Raw genomic sequence first — 21074 nt, forward strand, 5'->3', positions numbered from 1 at the left:
AGCGCCTCGGCGAGGCATTGGTAGCGCTGAACGCCGTGGTGCTGTTCAACAGCCTCTACATCGACGCCGCCGTCAAGCAGCTCGCGGCCGACCGCTTTCCCGTCACCGACGAGTTGCTCGCCCGGCTGTCCGCGCTCCAGTACGACCACATCAACTTCCTCGGCCGCTATGCCTTCACCCGGTCGCCGGCGCCGGGCCTGCGGCGGCTGCGTGACCGTACAGAGACGACGAGACGGGCGACGGAGAGGATGGATAGCCGCGGGCCCCTTGCTCGGGGTGCCCACCGCATTCATGCCACGTTCTCCTGGCCTGGGAAGCTCCCGTCGTCGGTTGCGGCGGCGTGGTCGGCGGGCGCGGTGAGGTGCCTGGTGGCGTCCAGGGTTTCCCGAATGTGCTGGGCGAGGGTGTGCTGGTCGGGGTCGTTGATCCAGCGTTCGAAGGCGACCTTGAACGCGGCGATCCCCATTTCGGCCGCGAGTGCTGCGGTGGTGGCCTCCAGACCGCGTTCCCGAAGCGCGTGGGCGAGGGCGGAGACAAGTGAGGCCAGTTTCGCCAGTTCACGTTCCTGCAGTTCGGGATTGGCGGCGATGACGGTCTGGCGCTGCCGTACCAGTTCTGCGCGTTCTTCGAAGACCGGAGCGGCTTCGGTCAGGGCGTAGGCGATCACCTCCAGCGGCGCCAGAGGGGCGGAGGTGGCCGTGGCGTGCGCGAGGACGTCAGCGAGCGCGTTGGGCTGGAAGAGGACTTCCCGTTTGTCGACGAAGTGCCGGTAGAAGGTGCGCTCGGTGACCTCGGCCCGCGCGGCGATCTCCGCCACGGTGGTGGCCTCGAAGCCCTTGTCGTTGTAGAGCTCCATCGCCGCCTTCTCCAGGCGGCCTCGTGCATCGGGTTTCCATCGGCTCATGCCCCGATCCTACACACCGATGACAGAATCTGACATCGGAGTGATGACAGGATCTGACATGGGTACTACGGTGATGTCACGAACTGACATCACGGCTCTCCGCCCCCGATGGGGAGCCCGCAGCAGGAAGGCGCACGCCATGCGCGTATTCGTCACCGGAGCCTCCGGACACGTCGGCTCCGCCGTCATCCCCGAACTCCTCGAAGCGGGACACCGGGTCGTCGGCCTGGCCCGCTCGGACAGGTCCGCCGCCGCGTTGACGGCCGCCGGTGCCCAGGTGCACCGAGGCGACCTCGACGATCCCGACGGCCTCGCCGCGGCCGCCGCCGCAGCCGACGGCGTCATCCACCTGGCCTTCAAACACGACGCCATGTTCGCCGGCGACTTCGACAGCGCGGTCACAGCGGATCTGCGCGCCATCGACACGCTCGGGGACGCGCTCGCCGGCACCGGCAAGCCTCTGGTGACCGCGTCGGGAACGATGCTGCTCGCCTTCTCGGGGCTGGAAGACGCCGCCACCGAAGCCGACGTGATCGACGCGGGGCCGCGGATCGACGCCGAGAACGCGGTGGTCGCACTCGCGCAACGCGGCATCCGCTCGTCCGTCGTCCGGCTTGCTCCGACCGTGCACAGCACGCTCGACCACAACGGCTTCATCCCGACCCTGATCTCCATCGCCCGGTCCAAGGGCGTCGCCGCCTACGTCGGCGACGGGGCCAACCGCTGGCCCGCCGTGCACACGCTCGACGCGGCGCGCCTGTACCGGCTGGCGCTGGAATCCGCACCGGCGGGGTCACGGCTGCACGCCGTCGACGACGAGGGGATCACCTTCCGTCAGATCGCCGAGGGCATCGGCCGCGGGCTGAACCTGCCCGTCGTCAGCATCGCGCCGACCGAGGCCGAGGCGCACTTCGGCTTCCTGAGCGCCCACGCCCAGGCCGACAACCCGTCCTCGAGCACGCTGACCCGCGACCTCCTGGGCTGGAAGCCCGTCCGGCCCGGCCTCATCGACGACCTCGGCCAGGGCCACTACTTCGACGCCCCCGCAACCACCCCGCGCTGAGCCCCCCTTATCCATCCCGGTCCGGCCGCCGCGCCCATCCAGACGGCCCGGCGGACCCGGCCCGAACGACCCACCATCCCCTGCATGACCCAGCTGCCGCGCAGCCGAGAGGAAACGAACGACATGAACACCAAGAACGCACACGAGCGGATCGACCCCGAACTCGCCGAGGCCCTCAAGGCGGTGCCGATGACCGAGGCGGGGGTGTTCGACCTCACCGACCTGGAGGGCACGCGAGCCGGCGTCCGCGCCTTCGCCGAGGCGATCGCGGCCCAGATCCCGGATGAGCCGTCCGTGTCGGTCGAAGAGGTCGCCGTGGTCCGCCCGGACGGATCCGCCCTCCCCATCCGGCTGCTGCGGCCCACCGAGGCAGCCGGGCCGCTTCCGGTGCTGCTCTGGTTCCACGGCGGCGGGCAGGTCCTCGGGTACGCGGCCCAGGACGATCCCACCCTCAAGCACCTGGTCCTGGCGGTCGGCTGCGCCGTCGCCTCCGTCGACTACCGGCTCGCGCCGGAGGCTCCCGCCCCGGCCGCCGCGGAGGACGGACTGCTCGCCTACCGCTGGCTTCGCCGCGAGGCGGCCGCGCTCGGCATCGACGAGAACCGCGTCGCCCTGGCCGGGCAGAGCGGCGGCGGCGGTATAGCCGCAGCCACCGCGCTCATGATCCGCGACCAGGGCGAACCGGCGCCGCTGTTCCAGGCGCTGAGCTACCCGATGCTCGACGACCGCAACACCACCGCGTCCAGTCACGAGGTCACCGACATCGGCATCTGGGACCGCGCGACCAACATCCTGGCCTGGAACCTGATCCTCGGGGACCGCGCCGGCGCCGACGAGGTGCACCCGTACAGCGCACCCGCGCGCGCGAGGGACCTCACCGGCCTGCCGCCCACCTTCATCGCGGCCGCCGAACTCGACGTCTTCCGCGACGAGGACCTGAACTACGCGACGCGGCTCCAGGCCGGCGGTGTGCCTGTCGAACTGCATCTGTACCCCGGCGCCTACCACGCCTGGGAGCTCTTCGCCCCCGAAGCCACGGTCAGCGTCGAGTACGTCCACGCCTGGCACGGATACCTGCGCCGCCAGTTCACTGCCCGTCAGTCCTGAGCGTCCGTCCGCGCGGTGATTGACCGCCAGGCCCCCCACACGGACCTGCTGACAGCCGATAACCCGCCGAGGAAGCCGGCAACCACTTCGGCTTCCTCGGCCCCACGCTCTGGCTCCGTAACCCGAGGGCCAGTTCGGGACCGCCCCACCTCCTCAACCCGGCCTCGCGCGGCCCGGCACTGGCAGCACCAATGCCCTCGCCCGCTCTCGCCCACATGCGAACCGCGCCCGCGCCCCAACTCTGCTTCCGCTACTGCGAATCCCCCTGAGGAAAACCCCCATGCCAACGCCAACGGCCACACGGCCACACCCCCCAGCCACAAGAAAGGCCTGGCAGACCGCCCTGCTGCTCCCTGTGCTCTGCGGCGTGCAGTTCATCGACGCCTTCGACGTGGCGGCAATGGGCCCCGCACTGCCCAAGATCCAGCAGGCGCTCGGCATGACACCACAGACGCTCCAGTGGGTGGTGACCGCCTACGTCCTGGGGTACGGCGGGTTCCTGCTCCTGGGCGGCCGACTGGCCGACCTGTTCGACCGCAAAGCTGCTGCTGGTCGCGCTGGCCGTGTTCGTCCTGCCAGCCTCGTGGGCGGCTTCGCCACCAGCGCCGCGGTGCTGATCGCGGCCCGCCTCGTCAAGGGCGTCACCGCTGCCTTCACCGAACCCGCGGCCCTGTCGATCCTGCTGCACACCTACGACGACGAAGCCAAGCGGCACAAGGCCCTCGGGATTTCGTGTCGATCTCGGCGATCGGTTTCACCGGCGGCCTGGTTCTCGGCGGTCTGATGGCGGCCGGCACCTGGCGGCTGGTCCTGCTCGTGCCCGCCGTTCTCGCGCTGGTCCTGCTGATCTTGGCCCCCATGGTCATCCCCGCCCCGAGGCGCATGCCGAGCGCCAGCGCGTCGACGTACTCGGGGCGCTGACAGTCACCACGGCCCTGATGGCCCTCGTCTACGGCGTCTCGCTGAGCTCCAGCCACGGCTGGGGCAGCGGCCTCACGATCGGCTCCCTCGCGACGGCCGCCGTTCTCGGTGCCGCCTTCGTCCAGATGCAGCGGGTGTGTCGCTCTCCGCTCGTCCTGCTGGCGATCCTCCGCAGGCCTGGTCTCGCCCGCGGCAACATCACCATCCTCCTGCTCCAGGGCAGTTACATCGCCTGGCAGTTCGTCGCCACGCTCTGCCTCCAGAACGCCCACGGCTGGTCCCCCCTCGAAGTCGGGCTCATCTTCGCCCCCGGCGGATTCCTCACCCTGCTGACCGCGCAGCGCTGGGCCGGGCAGGTCATGTGACGCGGCGCCTGGCCGATCGCGACCGCGGGCATGGCCCTCATGCTCTTCGGCATCCTGTGGACCGAGACGCTCGGATCGCTCGACAGCATCCTGGTCTTCGGCATCGCCACCGTCGTCATGGGGCTGGGCTGCCCCATGAGCTACGTCGGCGCGACCATCAGCGCGATCGCCGGAGCCCGCCCCCAGGAACACGGCCTCGCCTCCGGCCTGTTCATCGCCTCCGCGCAGGTCGGCAGCGGAGTCGTCCTCGGCGTCGTGGCCACCGTCTTCGGCCACGCTGTCCATGCCGACGTGGCGGACTACCGCGCCGGGCTTGCCGTCGCCCTCGCCGCCGCCGTGCTGGCCACTGCGGCCTGCCTGACCGGGCTGCGCCGAGGCACCGCCGCGGCCGCTCCGGACCAGGCGTCCCCGGCGTCCGAGACGATGGACGCCTGACGGCGGTGCAGCGTCCGGCCCCTGCAGCGCCTGGAAAGTTCGGCCCAGGGCGTTACGCCAGACCTGCAGGAGACCGGCTGAACACCACACCCGCCGAACAACCCGCATCCGCACTTCTTTCCGACGAGAGGCCCCGCCCTGGGCGGGGCCTCTCGCAAACGACCCATTACGGGAGCAAGATCGGAAAGGGTCGCCGGGGGCGGCCCGGGCGCCCGATCGGTTCTCAGAACTCGTTCTCACTCAAATGGCGTCGGACCCCTGTTCTGGGAGTGGTTTGTGAGAGGTTTCCGGGCGTGACGGACCCTCAGCACACCACCGCGAGCGCCACGACTGCCCGCGCTGCGGCGTCCAGCCCGGCTCGCCCTGCCGATCCCGCTCGGGCGCCGTCGCCGGCATCTACCACACCGGCCGCTTCAAGAAGGTGGCCCGGCTCGCCAAGCTGCTGCGAGTGCCGACCCCGGCCGACCGCGGCCCCGGCCAGCCCTGGCGGGCCGGCACCCCGCCGCCGGCCGCGCCCGAGACCGGTACCCCCGGGGCGGACATCCGCATCGGGTACGCCCGCTGCAGCCACCTCACCCAGGAGCTGCAGTCGCAGCTGGACGCCCTGGCCGCGCACGGCATCCCCCGGGGCAAGGTCTTCTCCGAGAAGATCAGCAGCCGGGTCCGGGTCCGCCCCCAGTTCGAGGCCGCGCTCGCCCTCGCCCGCGAGATCAAGGCGCACGCCCCGCACTGCCGGGTGCTGTTCACCGTGTACGAGATGAAGCGGCTCGGCCGGGACGCCGCCGATCTCACCGCGCTGGCCGACCACCTGACCGCCCACGGCCTGGTCCTGGAGATGCTGGCCGGCCCGCTGCCCGGCATCTACGACCCGTCCGGCCCCGGCCGGATGCTGTTCGGGTTCTTCGTCGCGATGGCGGAGACCGAGCGCGAAAGCATCCGCGAGGCCACCCTCGAAGGGCTCGATGCCGCAGCCCGCAAGGGCAAGCACGGAGGCCGCCCACCGGTCATCACCGACGACATGCTCCACACCGTGCTCCGCCGCCGGGCGGCAGGCGAGTCCGTCGAGAAGATCCGGCCCGACCTGATCATCCCCACCGGCAAGCGCAAGGGGCGGAACCCGGGCCTGGCCAGCATCTACCGCGCGCTCGCCGAACACGAGAAGGCCCAGGCGTACCCCGAAGCCGTCGAAGTGGCCTGCGCCGACTTCGCCGCCCTCCAGGCCGAAGGCTCCGACCGGTCACTCTGAGCTACTTGTCACTTCGCCGGAGCTTGGGGAGGACAGGGCCCACTGGTGCGGGGCCGGGGAGGGGAAGGGGCATGGACATCGGCCCGCTCATGGACAGCCATCCGGTTCCGGCGGCAACGCGCGAGGTCATCAGCGACATCGTCGCCGCTGTCCGCGCCGGCGACGAAGGTCGGTGACGATGCCCTGCACCGTGCGTTCGGTGATGTGCCCGGCCGCTGATGGCGATATGTGAGTGAATCTCCCCACCAGGCGCTCGAGGCGACCTCAGAGCTGCTCGGCTTGATTCTCCAGGTAGACCACGCTGATCTGCGGACGGGGCCACAAGAGATTCGGCCAAGGTAAGCAAGGGGGCAGTGGGATGATCTCAGAGTGCTGAAGCCGTGCGGTCCGCCTTCGATGGCTGCGATGGCGGGCTGTACGGGCCGGGCGGTCAGCGGGCGCGCACCTCGAACCCGAGGGTGGCCAGGGCTTCTTCGGCTGCCTGCTGGTCCTGCTCGTAGCTGCCGCCAGAGATTCCGAGACCTCCGACGCACTGGCCGTTGTCGATGATCGGGTAGCCGCCGCCGACCGCCATCAGACGCGGGTGGCCGCCCAGCGGCGCGATGCTCGGATCTGCGAGGTAGTCGTTCCATGCGTGGGTGGGGGTGTGGAAAGAGGCTGCGGTCCAGGCTTTGTCGACGGCGACCTCGGTGGTGAGGAAGGGCGCGTCATCGGCGCGGTCGAACGCCTTGAGGTGCCCGCCCGGGTCGGTGACGGCGACAGCCGCCGCGAAGCCGATCCGGGCGGCGGCCGTGTGCACCGCTGCGATCAGTGCGGCTGCTGCGGCCTGGGTGATCGAGTAGGCGGGGGAGGACATTGCGAGTGTGTCAGTGTTCATGAGTGGTCCCTTTGTGGCTGTGCTGTGCGGGTGGCGCCGTTTAAGGGCGCAAGTGGTGGGGCCGGGTCACCGCAGTGGTGAGGCGGGGGTGGGGACCACGCGGGTGACGGCGGTCTCCTCGGGGATCAGCAGACCGTAGACGACCGGCCCGATCTCGTTCTTCCAGCGGTCGTGCTGGTAGACGGCCGCGTAGAGGGCCTCGCTCTGGGCCTCGTCCTCGAACCGGCGGATCCACACGTAGCCGTCCTCGTCCTGGGCGTCGACGAAGGAGGCGGTCACGTCCATGCCCAGCGAGGCCTGGAACGGGATGACCACGTCCTCCATGTAGCGCACCCACTCCTCACGGCGTCCGGGCTGCGCCTGGTAGCGGCGGATCTCGTAGTACACGGTGCTGCTCCTGACTGCTTGCAGGGATGGTCAGTCGGTCACGGTGAGGACGACCTTGCCGCGGGTGCGGCCGGCCTCGACGCGGGCGTGGGCCGCGCCGGCCTGCTCCAGCGGGAGGGTCTCCTCCACCTCGACGGCGACTTCGCCCTCGTCGATCAGGTCTGCGATCGTGGTCAGCGCCGCGCCGTCCGGCTCGACCAGGTACGGGGTGACCCGCACCCCGGCCGCCTCGGCGGCCGTGGCCAGTTCCGGGGAGACCCCGGCCGGGACGGCGACCAGCAGGCCACCCGGGCGCAGGACCTTCAGCGAGCGGGTGCTGGTGTTGTCGTGGGCGTCGCCCACCAGGTCGATGACGACGTCGATGTCCTTGGTGACGTCCTCGAAGCGGGTGGTGGTGTAGTCGATCGTCTCGTCGGCGCCGAGTTCCTTGAGCCAGGGGTGGCGTGCGGCGCCGGCGGTGGCGATCACGTGGGCGCCCAGGTGCCGGGCGAACTGCACCGCGAAGTGGCCCACCCCGCCGGCGGCGGCCGTGATCAGGACGCGCTGGCCGGCCTGCACGTGGGCGGTGTCGACCACGGTCTGCCAGGCGGTCAGCGCCGCCAGCGGCACGGCGGCCGCGTGCACGTGGTCCAGGGTGGCCGGCTTGCGGGCCCACTGGCGGGCCGGCGCGGTCACGTACTCGGCGTAGCCGCCGGCGGCGCGCGGGAACCACGGCATGCCGTGCACCTCGTCGCCGACCCTCAGGGTGGTGACGCCGAAGCCGACCTCCTCGACGACACCGGACACGTCCCAGCCCAGGATCAGCGGGAACGTCTGCAGCCCCGCCATGCCCTGACCTTCGCGGGTCTTCCAGTCCACCGGGTTGACCCCGGCGGCGTGCACACGCACCAGCACCTCGGTCGGCAGCGGCACCGGGCGCGCGACCTCCTCGACGGTCAGCACCTCCGCTCCGCCGAACTCGCTGATGGTGACTGCCCGCATGGTGTTCTCGCTCACGATGTCCTCGCTCATGTCTGTCTTGCTCTTCCTTCAGCGGGGACCGCGTCCCCGCTGAAGGAAGAGTGGCGTGTGCTCGCGGAGGCGGGTGAGTGGCCGGGGGGACATCTGTCGTACCATTCCGGCCATGACGCATCGGGTTGTCGTTCTCGCCCTCGACGGAGTCCTGCCGCTGGACCTGGGCATCCCGGCCCGGGTGTTCAACGAGGCCTGCGAACCGGATGGGACCCGTCTGTACTCCGTCAGCACCTGTTCCCTCGGCGGCCGGCCGGTGCGCACGCACGAGGACTACCGGATCGTCGTCGACCACGACGAGTCGGTGCTGGAGACCGCGGACACCGTCGTTCTCGCCACGCAGGAGCCCAGCGAGCAGCTGCTCGCGACCGGCGCGCTCCCCGAGGAACTCGCCGCGGCGCTGGACCGGATAGGGCCGCAAACCCGCATCGTCAGCCTGTGCACCTCGGCCTTCCTGCTCGCGGCGGCCGGTCTGCTGGACGGTCAGCGGGCCACCACGCACTGGGGGCTGTGTGACGCGCTGGCACGGCTGTTCCCCGACGTCGAGGTCGATCCGGACGTATTGTTCGTCGACAACGGACGCATCCTGACGTCCGCCGGCGGAGCGGCCGGCATCGACCTGTGCCTGCACCTGGTCCGTCTGGACCACGGGGCGGCGGTGGCCTCGGCCGCCGCGCGGCGCTGCGTCGTGGCGCCGTGGCGCGAGGGCGGGCAGGCGCAGTTCATCGAGCACCCGGTTCCGCAGGACACCGACCGTTCCACTTCGGCGACCCGGCAGTGGGCGCTGGACCGGCTGGCCGAGCCGGTCACACTGGAGGACATGGCCCGGCACGCGCACATGAGCGTGCGCACCTTCACCCGGCGGTTCCGCAGTGAGGTGGGCAGCAGCCCGCTGAAGTGGCTGGCGCAGCGGCGGCTGGCGCACGCGCGCCTGCTGCTGGAGTCCACCGACCTGACCGTCGCACTGATCGCCACCGTCTGCGGCTTCGGCGACCCCGTCGCCCTGCGCAAGCAGTTCCACACGTACCTGGGCCTGTCACCACTGGCCTACCGTCGCGCCCACAACGCACCGGAACCGATGACGGCACGGTGACCACCCAGCCGGGTCAGGGCTGCGACAACGCCCCACCCATCACCCGGCGCGTCGAGTGGCTCCTGCCGCCCTCTACGGGGTATCGCCGACGTGAGCCCAGAAGACGCCAATAGTTGATCTTGGAAGGGTCAGCGCTTCCGGCGGGCGGCTGGGTCGCGTACGGCGACGTGTCGGGCGACGGCGTCGACGCCGGGGCGGGCGTACCGCTCCAGGGAGCGGACGGAGGCATGGCGGGACCGGGCCAGCAGCATCGGGGTGGAGGTGCCACCCTCCGCGTCGTGCGTAGGCGCGGAGTGCAGCAGCCGGTGCAGGGTCCAGCCGTCCAGGTCCTCGATGTCCTCGGGTGAGGCGAGGGGGTTGGCCAGCAGCCGAGTGTTCTCCTCGAAGATCTCCTCGGCCCGGCGGTAGGAGAGCCGGGACCGGCCGGTCTCCGGGCACACGTCGAGTGCGGCCAGTTGGTGATCGGTTCGCCGCATGCCGTCAACCGGGGTGGCCCAGCCGACGATTGGCATCACCGGAATCAGTCCGTCGTCGGGGCATTTGATCGCCACTCGCCACCCCTCCGGGGCGGCAGCAAAAGGGAACGGGACTGCGGTCATGACGGCAGACTCTAACCCGCGTGTCGCTGGGCGCCGACACCGACAAGACTGCGGGCTTCTTCGCGTGCGACATGCTCGGCAACACGCTCACGGCCATCGGGCTTCCCGCGAGCGCCGGGCGGTGAGGGAGTGTTCTGTACGGGCGATGCGTCAGCGCACGCCTGCCGTGTCGAGCAGGGTGGTCACCGTGGGTGCGATGAGCCCGGTCAGGTTGTCGGCCTGGATTCCCGCGCGGGCGCTGGCGCCGTCGAAGACCAGGCTGAGCTGCCGGGCCAGAAGATCGGGATCGCCCGCCCCGCCCTGTTCGGCCTCGGCGCGGAAGAAGGCGGTCAGGTTCGCCTTGACCTGATGGGCGACCCGGCTCGCGGGGTGACTCTGGTCCTTGAGTTCGATCTGCACGGCCAGGTACCGGCAGCCGCGGAACTCGGGGGCGCCGGCCTGTGATTCCACCTGCTCGAAGACGTGCTGGATCCGCTCGCGGGGGGAGCGGCCGTCGTCCGCCGCAGGCAGGAGAGTCGCCGCGTAGGCGGAGGCACGCTCCTTCAGGCTCACTGCCAGCAGTTCGTCCTTGCTCTCGAACAACTGGTACATGGAGCGCTTCGACACCCCCGCCGCCTTGCACAGCGCCTCGACGCCGATGCTGACGCCGTCTCGGTAAGTGAGCGTGGCCGCCGCCTCCAGCAGCCGCTCCCTGGAGCTCAGTTTCACTTCGGTGGTCATACCGCGAGGTTAACCCGAAACAGAGAAAAAGAAAACCGATCGGTTTCCAGGAGGCTTCGGGCAGAGGCTCGGCGACGGCCTGGGGGAAGACCGTCGCCGAGCCATGATGGTGTGCGCGCCTGTCGTCCCCGGCAGGGCGACACACACACCGGGGCCACTCCGAGCAATGACCCCGTCCTGGGTGACCTGCCGCTATGCCGGGGCGGCGGTCTTGCCGGGCGTCGTCTCCGCTGGGATGCGGTGCAGTCCCTTGCGGTCGTACCACCCCAGTACGCCGAAGCCGAACAGCGCGGCCGCCACGAGTCCGGCCCCCATCATCACCCAGCCCCGCGTCAGACCCGCGTCGCCCTGGGCGTCGCAGTAGAGGATCGAGCGGATCCCGCCGGTGATCTGCCGCAGCGGCTCGAACTCCGCAAGGAACCGGTAGAAGCCGGGCAGTGCCTCGATGGGGGTGGTGGCCCCGGCCGTCGGCACCGCCATCCCGATGAACACCAGCGTGACCACCAGCATGCCCGGCGTGCCGAAGACGGCGAGGAGCGTGAGCGCGCCGATCCCGGTGACGGCGATGGCGCACACCGAGTACGGCCAGAGGAGGGACAGGTGGGCGGCGTCCATGCCCATGATGCCGACCGCGCCGGCCATGACCACGGTGCCCATCAGCAGGGACAGGCCGGTCATGAGGGTGCCGCTGATGGCGAGGGTCTGGACCCGGGCCGCCCGGATCAGCGGGCGGTGCAGGCGCAGTGGGCCCATGTCGTTGTGGGTGTAGCCGAGGGCGTGGTCGACCTGGCCGCTGATGACGTTGGCGGAGAGCATGCCGACGACCACCAGGGTGAGCGCGTAGTAGAACGCCGTCAGGCCCAGGCCGCTGTGCGAGTCGAGCGGATGGCCGTCCTCGACTGTGACGGCGGCCGGGTCGGCGAGCAGGACGCGTGCCGCGGTGGGCAGCTTCGCCTGTGCGGTCCCGATCTCGGCTGCCAGCTCCTTGCCCATCTGGAGCGAGGCATTCCCGGCCGCCCGGGTCGTCGCCGTCCGGGCCAGGCCGGAGCCGATGCCGCCGGCGGACTGGTTGGTCAGCACCGTCAGTGTCGGGCGGGCCGGGTTCCTGGTGGGCGCGGTGGCGGTCAGTGCGGTGGCGGAGGAGGTGAAGTCGGCGGGCACGAGGAGCGCGCCGAACAGCTTGCTTCGCCGGAAGCCTGGGGGCCGGGGTCGTCGGTTGCCCCTCGGTGTCGCGCGCGGAAGTCATCCGTACTCCTGGGGATTCGGGCTCGAGAGTCGCCTTCACAGCGAGAAACCGAACAGTTTCATCACCGTAAACTGATCGGTTTCCGGACGCAAGCCCGGGCGGCGAAGCCCCCCTTCGACCTGCCGATCAAGCTCCTCGCGGATGTGGGCGTCGTTCGCCAGGCGATCAGAGCCCCGCCCCGCGAGTCCGTCCGGACCGGCTGAATGCCCGTCAGGCCGTGCACCTGCCACCAAGGGCCGATGTCGGCCCGCAGATCCAGCACATCGACGGAGCGCCCGGCTCGACGTCCACACTGCGAGGCGACCGCATCACCATGTACGTCGAGAGCCTTACGGACCCCCTCTCCGGCGTCGAAGGCATCCCACCACCCCCAGCCCTCCGCCTCCACCTCACGCCCGACATCGCCCCGGAGTGGCTCTACGGCATGGTCGGGAAACTCGGCCTCAAGCCCCAACCCGGCTTGGACGACGCCGACATCGACCAGGCCGGACAGACAGATGGAGAGCTCGTCACCCCAGGGGTCCACGGGTACGGAACGCCCCGGTGAAGCCGGGGTCCCGCCGGGCTTGCGCCTGAAAACCGATCGGTTTACTCTTTGGGGAAACCGATCGGTTTCTCATTCTGTGGAGAGAGTCATGACCGCTTTGAAGGGCGCCAACGTGTTCGTCACCGGCGGCAGCCGCGGCATAGGCAAGGCGCTGGTGGAGGAGCTGTACACGCGCGGCGCCGGCAAGGTCTACGCCACGGCCCGCGACCCGCGCACCGTGACGCACCCCGACGCCGTCCCGGTGGCGCTGGAGGTCACCGACCCGGCCTCCGTGGCCGCGGCCGCCGCCCAGGCGCAAGACGTCACCGTGCTGATCAACAACGCCGGTGCCTCGGTCGGCGCGTCCTTCCTCGACTCCCCGGTCGACGACGTACGCCAGGAGTTCGAGACCAACTTCTACGGCCCGCTGCTCCTCACCCGCGCCTTCGTGCCGGTCATCGAGCGCAACGGCGGCGGCCACCTCCTCAACGTGCACTCCGTGCTCTCCTGGATCGCGCTCGGCGGCTCCTACAGCGCCTCCAAGGCCGCCCTGTGGTCACAGACCAACTCCCTGCGCCTGGAACTGCAGCCGCGCGGCATCACGGTCACCGGACTGCACGTCGGCTACGTCGACACGGACCTCGCGGCCGGCGTCGACGCACCCAAGTCCAACCCCCGAGACGTCGCCGCACTCGCTCTCGACGGCATCGAGGCCGGCGCCCACGAAATCCTCGCCGACGCCATCTCACGCCAGGTCAAAACGGGCCTCGCCGGCGACCTCACGACGCTGTATCCCCAACTGGCCGAGTAAGCCCCCACACACCGGAAGACGGCGATATGTCCACCCAAGACTCACGTCCCACGATTCACATTCCGGGGACCACCAGCCACACCATCGCTCCCCGTGCAGGCCGCAGCCGCGAGGGCACCCTCCGCTACCTCAAAGCGGGCACCGGCGCCCCCCTGGTCCTGCTGCACACCGTGCGCACCCAGGCCGAGCACTTCCGCCACCTCATCCCGCTGATCGCGGACCATTACACCGTCTACGCCCTGGATCTGCCGGGGATGGGCTACTCCGAGATCGTGCCCGGCGCGTCGTACGACGAGCCGGGCATGCGCACGGGCGTCGAGAGGCTCCTCACCGAACTCGACCTCCACGACGTGACGCTGGTCGGGGAGTCCATGGGGGCGGTGCTCGCCCTGACCACCGCGGCCGATCTGCCGGAGCGGGTCCGGCGCGTCGTCGCGGTGAACGCGTACGACTTCCGCGGCGGGATCGCCCGGTCCTCGCTCCTCGCCCGCGTGGTGGTCAGCGGCGTCCTCACGCCCGGTGTGGGCCCGGTGATCGCCGGGGTGGAGCCCAAGCCTGCCTTCAGCAAGATCCTGCAGGGCGGCCTCGGCGACAGGACCGCGCTGCGGGAGGACTACATCGACGAGCTCCTCCAGGTGGGCGGCCGCCCCGGCTACCCGACCGTGGCCCGAGCCGTGTACCAGGCCCTGCCCAGCCTCATCGCGGCCCGCTCCCGCTACCCCGAGGTCACGGCCCCCATCCATCTCGTCTACGGCGAGAAGGACTGGTCCCGGCCCTCCGACCGGGAAGCCAACAAGAAGCTGCTGCCCGCCGCCGACTTCACGCAGGTCCCGAAGGCGGGCCACTTCATCGCCCTGGAACGGCCCGACGTCCTGGCCGGCCTGCTGGCCGCCCTGGCGTGAGCGCCCCGAGAGGGCCATGGCCACCCCCGTTCGGGTGTAAGTGCCTCACGGGGACCGGGTTCGACCATGTCGCGTGACAGTGTCATCGCACGCCTGTTCCTTCTCCGATCATGACCTGGCGGGACCAAGATGCCGGTGACGTGGCGGGCGACGAAGTCGTGCAGGTCGGCGGCGATCACCAGGCGCTCCTCGCGGCGGGTCTCGCTGCCCGCCTTCCCCGGCCCCGGTCGGTCAAGCCGGCCAGCGCTGCGGGTGCCTGCGGACTGTGCGGCGACGGATACAACGTCGGCGATCTGATCGGCCGGACGCCGTCGCCGGAGGAACTCCCCTACATCCCGATGGGCTGGCTGTGCCGGCACTGCCTGGTGCAGCGGCGCCAGCAGCCGCGCCGTCGTGACGTGCTGCTGCGCTGCGCGGCCCGGACTGTGGTGGCCCGGACCGTGGTCGGCCGAACGGACCCGCCGGGGAGGCGGGCGGCCCGCTGGGCGGCCGACCGCCCTAAATGGCCACCGGCTCCCCGTCCGCCGACGCCCCCGCGAGGTACTCCTCGCTGATCTCCTTCGGCCCGAACGGCCACACCTTCTCCAGCCGGGCCCACACCACGAACGCCACGATGCCCAGCCCAAGCCACGTCAGCGACCACTCGATGGGGTGGCGACCCGGGGAGTTCTTGTCGGCGTAGCCGTAGATGACCAGCCAGCCCACCAGGGCGACGATGCTCGGGACGGGGTAGAGCCACATCCTGTACGGGCGGCGCAGTCCGGCCTGGCGCTTGCGCAGGACCGTCAGGGCCGCTATCTGCGCCAGGGCCTGGACGATCACCATCACAGTGGTGAGGAGCTGGATCAGGGTCGCCAGATCCGTGTGGCGGCCGATGAGGAAGCCGATGGCCGTGATCACGCCCATGGTCGCCAGACCCAGCATCGGAAAGCGGTGGCGTGGGTGCAGCTTCCCGTACGGGCGGAAGAACACCCGGTCCTTGGCCGCGTCGTAGGGGACCCGCGAGCCGCCGAGCAGCCCGGTGAACACCGAGGCGAACGCCGTGATGAGGATCAGCACCGTGACGGTGTCGGCCGCTGCCTTGCCCCAGGTCTTCTCCAGGACCGCCGAGGCCACGGACGTGGAGGCGATGTCGTCCGGGTTGGTCATCCGGTGCCAGTCGATGACGCCGAGCGTGCCGATCTGCAGCAGGAGATAGATCGCCATGATGCCGAGGATCGAGAAGATGATGGAGCGGGGCAGGGTGCGCCCCGGATCTTTGATCTCGGCGCCCATGTACGCGGTGGTGTTGTAGCCGAGGTAGTCGTAGATGCCGATGGTCAGGCCCGCGGCGAAGCCGATCCAGAAGTGGTTGCTGGTCAGCTCGAAGGCGTGCGCGGGGTAGGTGAAGGCCAGGTGCGGGCTGAAGTCGCTGGCCGCGGCCACGATCACCATCAGCACCGCGGCGATCATCACGGTCCACATCACGGCGGTGATCCGCGCGATGTGCTCGATCCCCCGCCACAGCAGCGCGATCACCAGGACGATGACGCCGAGGCCGATCAGGTCGCCGCCCGTCTGCCCCAGATCCGGCGCCAGATAGCCGAGGTACTGGACGAAGCCGACGACACCGGTGGACATGATCAGCGGGATGAAGAGCGTCGCCGTCCACACGAACAGGAACGGCATCAGACGGCCCGTGCGGTACTGGAAAGCCTGGCGCAGATAGACGTAACTGCCGCCGGAGCCGGGCATCGCGGCGCCGAGTTCGGCCCAGATGAGCCCGTCGGCGAGTGCCAGGATTGCTCCGGCGATGAAGCCGATGACCGCCTGCGGGCCGCCGAACGCGGCGACCATCAGCGGGATCGTCACAAAGGGCCCGATGCCGCACATCTGGCTCATGTTGATGGCCGTGGCCTGGAACAGCCCGACGCGGCGGACGAAGCCGCCCTCGGGGGGCGGGCTACCGGACATGGGACCTCCTGAAGCAAGCGGGACGCGGGGAGATGCGCGGGATGGCGGGATGTACGGAGTGAGGGCCGACGTCCGTTGGCGGCCGACGAATCAAGGGCGGCGGGTATCCGACCGGTGCTGGGCTCCCCTTGGCTCGCCCGGCAAGGCTGACTGGGCGATAAAGTTAAGGACCCTTACTAGATGCGTCAAGAGGCTGTCCCCGATGGGTGAGAATGGTGCGATGTCCGACCGGGTCGTCGCAGAGCAGCCCTGGAGTCGGCAGCGGCTGCGCAGCACCAACGAACGGCTGCTGCTCGACCGGCTGCGCACCTCCGGCGCCGCGTCGCGCGCCCAGCTCGCGCGCGAGACGGGCCTGTCCAAGCCGACCGTGTCCAGCGCGCTGGCCGCCCTGGCGGATGCCGGGCTGGTTCACGAGGTGGGCACCCACGCCCCGGAGCGCGGCCGGATCGCCGTGCTCTACGCTCCCGACCCCGCCGCCGGCTATGCGCTGGGCATCGACATCGGCCGCAGCTGGCTCAGGGTCGCCGTAGCCGATCTGGACGGCGAGGTGGTCTCGCGCACCGACGTACGCAACCGTGCCCGCACCTCCGGTGCCATGGCCGACCTGGTGGTGGCCACCGCGCTCCAGGTGGTAGCCGGCTCCGGTGTCGACCCGGCCGAGGTGGCGCACGCCGTGGTGGGCACGCCGGGGGTGTACGACGAGAAGCAGCGGCGGGTGCGGTATGCGATACATCTGCCGGGCTGGGGCCGGGCCGGACTCTTCGACCGGATGCGGGAGGGGCTCGGTATTCCGCTGGAGGTCCACAACGACGCCAATCTGGCCGCGCTCGGCGAGTACACCTACGGCGTGGGCGCGGGCAGCCGACTCTTCGCGTACATCATGATCGGCACCGGGCTCGGCATGGGCGTGGTCAGCGAAGGGCGGCTGTTCACCGGGGCCCACGGGGGCGCGGGCGAGATCGGTTTTCTGCCCTGGCCCGGGCGGCAGAAGCCGGAAACGCTGGAGGACGCGGTCTCCGGGGAGGCGGTCGTCGAGTCGGCGCGCTCGTTCGGCATGAGCGGGCAGCTCACCGCGAAGGCGGTCTTCGACGCGGCACGGTCCGGAAATCCCGCCGCGGTCAAGGCGGTTCAGCTGGAGGGCGAGCGGATCGCGCACACCGTGGCCGCTGCCGCCGCGGTGCTCGACCCCGATCTCGTGGTGCTCGGCGGGGGCGTCGGGCACAGCGTAGACCTGCTGCTGTCTCCCGTACGGGAGACGCTGCGCGAGCTGACACCGTTGCGGCCGAAGATCGCACCCAGCCGGCTCGGGGAGGACGCGGTGCTGATGGGTGCGGTGGCCACGGCGCTGGGGACGGCACGGGACGTGGTGTTCGAGCGCCGGTCGGCATCCTAGGCCGACGCCCTCGATCCGGCGTTCTGATCGGTCGTTCCCGGCAGGTCGCCGCCCATTCGCCCGACGGCCGGTTCCCCTCCCCGCAGTCCCGACTCCCCCGCGCCCCGTCACGCTCCTCCGCGGTCCCGTCACACACACAACGGTGATTGACACGCATTGCTCGACCTCCTAGCCTGGTGGGCCAGTTAGTAAAGTTTCCTAACTTTAGTTGCGGTCCCGCAGTGCTCCAAGCGCGGATGCTCCACCGAGCCCCCGAGGAGATCACCGTGTTCCACCGCTCCGCCCTCACCCGGCGAAGGCCCGTCGCCACCGCGGCCATCGCCCTGGGCCTGCTCTGCACCCTGTCCACGAGCGCGTGGGCCGCCGCTCACGCGCCCTCGCCCACCGCGCCGCCCGGGTCCGCGCCGCACCGTACGGTGGTGCCGCACCGGACCTCCGTGCCGTCTGCGGCCGGCAGTGCCACCGCGGTCTCCTGGTATGCGATCCAGTCGTCGGCGAAGGTCACCGACTCGGCGACCGATGTCTCCACCCCCGGCTATCCGGCGAGCGGCTGGTACCCGGCGGGCTCCCGCTCCACGGTCCTCGCGGCGCTGCTCGCGGACGGCAAGTACGCCGACCCGTTCTACTCGACCAACCAGCAGTCGATTCCCAAGGCCGACTTCCAGGTGCCCTGGTGGTACCGCTCGGACTTCACGGTCGCCGACACCTCCGAGCGTACGTATCTGGACTTCAGCGGGGTCGTCTCTGCGGCGGACGTCTACGTGAACGGCACCCAGGTCGCCAAGGCCGCCGATGTGGCGGGCGCCTATACGCACCACGAGCTGGACGTGACCTCACTGGTGCGCAACGGCACAAACACGGTCGCCTTCCGCATTCAGCCCAACGACCCGAACAAGAACCTCACCATGGGCTGGATCGACTGGCTGCAGCCGCCGCCCGACCAGAACATGGGCATCGTCCGTGATGTGCTCATACGCCGTGGCGGCCCGGTCGCGCTGCGGGACGCGCATGTCGTGACCAAGCTCGACACGCCGTCGCTCGCCACCGCGGATCTGACCGTCAAGGCGACGGTGCGCAACGACTCAGGCTCCGCCGTCACCACCACGGTCTCCGGCAGCGTCGGCGCGGTCTCCTTCAGCCGTCAGGTGTCCCTGGCGGCGCACGAGACGAAGTCCGTCGCCTTCGCGCCGGCCGACGTCCCGGGACTGCATCTCACCTCACCGAAGGTGTGGTGGCCCGCGGGCATGGGCGCACAGCCGATGTACGGGCTCGACCTGACCGCCTCCGTATCCGGCACCGCCTCGGACACGGCGCACGAGAACTTCGGCATCCGCGATGTGAAAGCCCCGTTGAACGGCGACGGCGCGCGGCAGTACAGCGTCAACGGCCGCAAGCTGCTCATCAAGGGCGGCGGCTGGTCCCCGGACGAATTCCTGCGCTGGGACAAGACCTATGTCGAGGACCGGCTCAAGTACGCCCTCGACCTGGGGCTCAACACCATCCGGCTGGAAGGGCACATCGAGCCCGACGAGTTCTTCGACCTCGCGGACCGGTACGGCATCCTGACGCTGCCAGGCTGGGAGTGCTGCGACAAATGGGAGGGGAACGTCAACGGCAGCGAGTCCGGTGACAAGTGGACCGCCGCCGACTATCCGGTCGCCAAGGCGTCGATGGCGGCCGAGGCGGCGCGGCTGCGCGACCACCCCAGTGTCATCTCCTTCCTCATCGGCAGCGACTTCGCCCCGGACGCGACGATCGAGAAGAACTACCTCGACGCACTCACCGCGGCCGACTGGCCGACTCCGGTGATCGCCGCCGCCTCGAACAACTCCTCGCCGGTTTCCGGCAGTTCGGGCATGAAGATGACCGGCCCCTACGACTGGATCCCGCCGAACTACTGGTACGAGAAGCGCGAGGGCGGAGCCACCGGCTTCAACTCCGAGACCAGCGCCGGGCCCGACATCCCCACACTTGACACGCTGAAGCGCATGATGACCCCGGCCGAGCTGGACACGCTCTGGAAGGACCCGAGCGCCAAGCAGTACCACCGCTCACCGTCCTCGACCTTCGGCAACCTCAAGCTCTACGACAACGCACTGACCGGGCGCTACGGCGCGCCCTCCGGCCTCACCGACTACGTACGCAAGGCACAGCTCGCCCAGTACGAGAACGTACGCGCGCAGTACGAGGCGTACGGCCGCAACGCCACCGACTCCTCGAAGCCGTCGACGGGTGTCATCTACTGGATGTTCAACAGCGGCTGGACCTCGCTGCACTGGCAGCTGATGGACCGTTACCTCGACCAGGGGGGCGCGTACTTCGGCGCGAAGAAGGCCAATGAGCCGCTGCACATCCAGTACTCGTACGACAACCGCTCGGTCGTGGTGGTGAACAAGCGCCATGCGTCGGCTTCCGGACTGACCGCCCGGGTCACGCTCTTCAACACCGACGGCACCCAGAAGTACGACAAGACCACGACGGACATGAGCGTGGGCGGCGACGGCGCCCGCACAACCGCGCTGACCGTGCCCTCGTCCGTGAGCGGCCTGTCGACGACGTATCTGGCGCGGCTGGTCCTGACCGACTCGACGGGCAAGGAGGTGAGCCGCAACGTCTACTGGCTCTCCACCAAGCCGGACACCCTCGACTGGGCGAACACCGACTGGTACTACACGCCGACGACAAGCTACGCCGACCTCAAGGGCCTGAGCTCGATGGCGCAGGCGCCGGTTTCAGCTTCGGCGTCGACCACGACGGGCCAGGACGGCACGTCCACGACGACGGTCACGGTACGCAACACGGGCACGGGCAACGTCCCGTCGCTGCTCACCGACGTCCATCTCGTGGACTCGGACGGCAAGCCGGTGCTGCCGGTTCAGTGGTCCGACAACCAGGTCAGCCTGTGGCCGGGCGAGTCGGCGACCCTGACGGCCACCTATCGGACGGCCGATCTGCACGGGTCCGCGCCCGGTCTGCGGATCTCGGGCTGGAACACCGCGGAGAAGACGATCCCCGCAATGCGGTGACCGTAAGCGGGTATTCTGAGATGCTTCGTCGGGTTTCAGCTTGAGTTGGTGTCCGGGGTGGCCGGTGCCGGCGGGGTGAGGGCGAACAGGCCGGGGCCCCGGGGTCGGGCTCGGCGAGGATGCCGCGGTCGACCAGGCGTTTCAGCTTGGCGCGGACGCTCTCGGTGTGCCGCGGTTCGGTGCCGATGCCCAGCGACTCGCAGACCTCCTTCGCGCGGAGCCCGTGCCCGGCCCGCTCGAAGGCGGCGAGGACCTCGCGGTAACCAGGCGGCAGTGGCGTGGCAGGCTCAATGCCGTCCTCGGCAGCCAGGTCCAGCATCGTCTCGCGGGTGATCTCCAGGCGTTCCAGGATGCGTTCGGCGGCGAGCTGCTCGGTGAGGAGCGCGATCTGCTCAGCTTGTCCTACCTTCCAAGTGTGGGTCCGAGCTGGTCATTCGTAAGATCGGCGGACCCGGGGTTCTGGGTATGGCTGTGAGCTTGTCGCCGTTG

23 protein-coding genes and 2 pseudogenes are annotated in these 21074 nt (G+C 70.1%); 17 read left to right on the forward strand and 8 right to left on the reverse strand.

The features are described 5' to 3' along the window. Positions 1–38: 38 nt before the first annotated feature. A pseudogene (locus tag ABT057_RS44420) lies at positions 39–110 on the forward strand (hypothetical protein); the annotation flags it as partial. 179 nt (positions 111–289) lie between these two features. Here ABT057_RS44420 and ABT057_RS44425 read toward each other — a convergent pair. Further along, complete coding sequence (locus ABT057_RS44425) at positions 290–904, reverse strand: TetR/AcrR family transcriptional regulator (RefSeq protein WP_352350205.1); 615 nt, start codon at positions 902–904, stop codon at positions 290–292. Between the two features lie 139 nt (positions 905–1043). Between ABT057_RS44425 and ABT057_RS44430 the strand changes: the two genes are divergently transcribed. The 8 genes and pseudogenes from ABT057_RS44430 to ABT057_RS44460 all read left to right on the forward strand — a co-directional run bounded on the left by ABT057_RS44430 (position 1044) and on the right by ABT057_RS44460 (position 6041). After that, positions 1044–1967 (forward strand): SDR family oxidoreductase, encoded by a 924-nt coding sequence (locus ABT057_RS44430; RefSeq protein WP_352350207.1) that lies wholly within the window; start codon positions 1044–1046, stop codon positions 1965–1967. A gap of 84 nt (positions 1968–2051) precedes the next feature. Next, positions 2052–3074 (forward strand): alpha/beta hydrolase, encoded by a 1023-nt coding sequence (locus ABT057_RS44435; RefSeq protein WP_352350209.1) that lies wholly within the window; start codon positions 2052–2054, stop codon positions 3072–3074. 367 nt (positions 3075–3441) lie between these two features. Beyond that, positions 3442–3858 (forward strand): MFS transporter, encoded by a 417-nt coding sequence (locus ABT057_RS44440; protein ID WP_352350211.1) that lies wholly within the window; start codon positions 3442–3444, stop codon positions 3856–3858. Then, a complete protein-coding gene (locus ABT057_RS44445; protein WP_352350212.1) occupies positions 3858–3995 on the forward strand; it encodes a hypothetical protein in 138 nt (45 codons plus the stop codon). The genes ABT057_RS44440 and ABT057_RS44445 overlap by 1 nt, the downstream gene beginning before the upstream one ends. 17 nt (positions 3996–4012) lie before the next feature. After that, the gene (locus tag ABT057_RS44450) at positions 4013–4360 is read left to right on the forward strand and encodes a hypothetical protein (protein ID WP_352350214.1); all 348 of its coding nucleotides are present in this window, start codon (positions 4013–4015) and stop codon (positions 4358–4360) included. Between the two features lie 30 nt (positions 4361–4390). Further along, positions 4391–4795, forward strand: coding sequence for a hypothetical protein (locus ABT057_RS44455; RefSeq protein ID WP_352350216.1), 405 nt, complete (start codon positions 4391–4393; stop codon positions 4793–4795). A gap of 319 nt (positions 4796–5114) precedes the next feature. After that, positions 5115–5240, forward strand: a pseudogene (locus ABT057_RS49330) (zinc finger domain-containing protein); the annotation flags it as partial. Positions 5241–5243: 3 nt separating this feature from the next. Continuing rightward, positions 5244–6041, forward strand: a complete 798-nt coding sequence (locus tag ABT057_RS44460; RefSeq protein WP_502974069.1) for a recombinase family protein — start codon at positions 5244–5246, stop codon at positions 6039–6041. Positions 6042–6471: 430 nt separating this feature from the next. Here ABT057_RS44460 and ABT057_RS44465 read toward each other — a convergent pair whose 3' ends face one another. The 3 genes from ABT057_RS44465 to ABT057_RS44475 form a co-directional block, all read right to left on the reverse strand. Further along, positions 6472–6918 (reverse strand): GlcG/HbpS family heme-binding protein, encoded by a 447-nt coding sequence (locus ABT057_RS44465; protein ID WP_352350220.1) that lies wholly within the window; start codon positions 6916–6918, stop codon positions 6472–6474. Between the two features lie 66 nt (positions 6919–6984). Further along, positions 6985–7305 carry an NIPSNAP family protein gene (locus ABT057_RS44470; RefSeq protein WP_352350222.1) on the reverse strand — a complete coding sequence of 107 codons (321 nt, stop codon included), beginning with the start codon at positions 7303–7305 and terminating at the stop codon, positions 6985–6987. Between the two features lie 30 nt (positions 7306–7335). Further along, on the reverse strand, positions 7336–8316 hold the full coding sequence (locus ABT057_RS44475) for an NADP-dependent oxidoreductase (protein WP_352350224.1): 981 nt from the start codon (positions 8314–8316) through the stop codon (positions 7336–7338). Between the two features lie 112 nt (positions 8317–8428). Between ABT057_RS44475 and ABT057_RS44480 the strand changes: the two genes are divergently transcribed. Continuing rightward, positions 8429–9409: a GlxA family transcriptional regulator gene (locus ABT057_RS44480; RefSeq protein WP_352350226.1), complete on the forward strand. Its 981-nt coding sequence runs from the start codon at positions 8429–8431 to the stop codon at positions 9407–9409. Positions 9410–9537: 128 nt separating this feature from the next. Here the strand turns inward: ABT057_RS44480 and ABT057_RS44485 are convergent, their stop codons facing one another. From ABT057_RS44485 to ABT057_RS44495, 3 genes are all read right to left on the reverse strand, one after another. After that, positions 9538–9885: a site-specific integrase gene (locus ABT057_RS44485; protein WP_352350228.1), complete on the reverse strand. Its 348-nt coding sequence runs from the start codon at positions 9883–9885 to the stop codon at positions 9538–9540. A 273-nt stretch (positions 9886–10158) separates the two neighbouring features. Next, a complete protein-coding gene (locus ABT057_RS44490; RefSeq protein WP_352350230.1) occupies positions 10159–10728 on the reverse strand; it encodes a TetR/AcrR family transcriptional regulator in 570 nt (189 codons plus the stop codon). Positions 10729–10920: 192 nt separating this feature from the next. Beyond that, entirely contained in the window at positions 10921–11907 is a 987-nt protein-coding gene (locus ABT057_RS44495) for a DUF3533 domain-containing protein (protein ID WP_502974070.1), read from the reverse strand. 284 nt (positions 11908–12191) lie between these two features. On the opposite strand from ABT057_RS44495, the gene ABT057_RS44500 reads away from it, so the two are divergent. From ABT057_RS44500 to ABT057_RS44515, 4 genes are all read left to right on the forward strand, one after another. Continuing rightward, on the forward strand, positions 12192–12521 hold the full coding sequence (locus tag ABT057_RS44500; RefSeq protein ID WP_352350231.1) for a hypothetical protein: 330 nt from the start codon (positions 12192–12194) through the stop codon (positions 12519–12521). Between the two features lie 88 nt (positions 12522–12609). After that, the gene (locus ABT057_RS44505; protein WP_352350233.1) at positions 12610–13311 is read left to right on the forward strand and encodes an SDR family oxidoreductase; all 702 of its coding nucleotides are present in this window, start codon (positions 12610–12612) and stop codon (positions 13309–13311) included. A 26-nt stretch (positions 13312–13337) separates the two neighbouring features. Continuing rightward, the gene (locus ABT057_RS44510) at positions 13338–14213 is read left to right on the forward strand and encodes an alpha/beta fold hydrolase (protein ID WP_352350235.1); all 876 of its coding nucleotides are present in this window, start codon (positions 13338–13340) and stop codon (positions 14211–14213) included. 110 nt (positions 14214–14323) lie between these two features. Next, complete coding sequence (locus ABT057_RS44515) at positions 14324–14767, forward strand: hypothetical protein (protein ID WP_352350249.1); 444 nt, start codon at positions 14324–14326, stop codon at positions 14765–14767. Here the strand turns inward: ABT057_RS44515 and ABT057_RS44520 are convergent. Continuing rightward, positions 14712–16166 carry an APC family permease gene (locus ABT057_RS44520; RefSeq protein ID WP_352350237.1) on the reverse strand — a complete coding sequence of 485 codons (1455 nt, stop codon included), beginning with the start codon at positions 16164–16166 and terminating at the stop codon, positions 14712–14714. The genes ABT057_RS44515 and ABT057_RS44520 overlap by 56 nt on opposite strands. A 202-nt stretch (positions 16167–16368) precedes the next feature. Here ABT057_RS44520 and ABT057_RS44525 point away from each other — a divergent pair, with 202 nt between their 5' ends. The 3 genes from ABT057_RS44525 to ABT057_RS44535 all read left to right on the forward strand — a co-directional run bounded on the left by ABT057_RS44525 (position 16369) and on the right by ABT057_RS44535 (position 21060). Then, entirely contained in the window at positions 16369–17559 is a 1191-nt protein-coding gene (locus ABT057_RS44525; protein ID WP_352350239.1) for an ROK family protein, read from the forward strand. Positions 17560–17795: 236 nt separating this feature from the next. Further along, the gene (locus tag ABT057_RS44530) at positions 17796–20585 is read left to right on the forward strand and encodes a glycoside hydrolase family 2 protein (protein ID WP_352350241.1); all 2790 of its coding nucleotides are present in this window, start codon (positions 17796–17798) and stop codon (positions 20583–20585) included. Positions 20586–20808: 223 nt separating this feature from the next. Continuing rightward, entirely contained in the window at positions 20809–21060 is a 252-nt protein-coding gene (locus ABT057_RS44535) for a hypothetical protein (RefSeq protein ID WP_352350243.1), read from the forward strand. Positions 21061–21074: the final 14 nt, after the last annotated feature.

This window comes from Streptomyces sp. NPDC002588 (assembly GCF_040295925.1).
Taxonomy (GTDB): Bacteria; Actinomycetota; Actinomycetes; order Streptomycetales; family Streptomycetaceae; genus Streptomyces.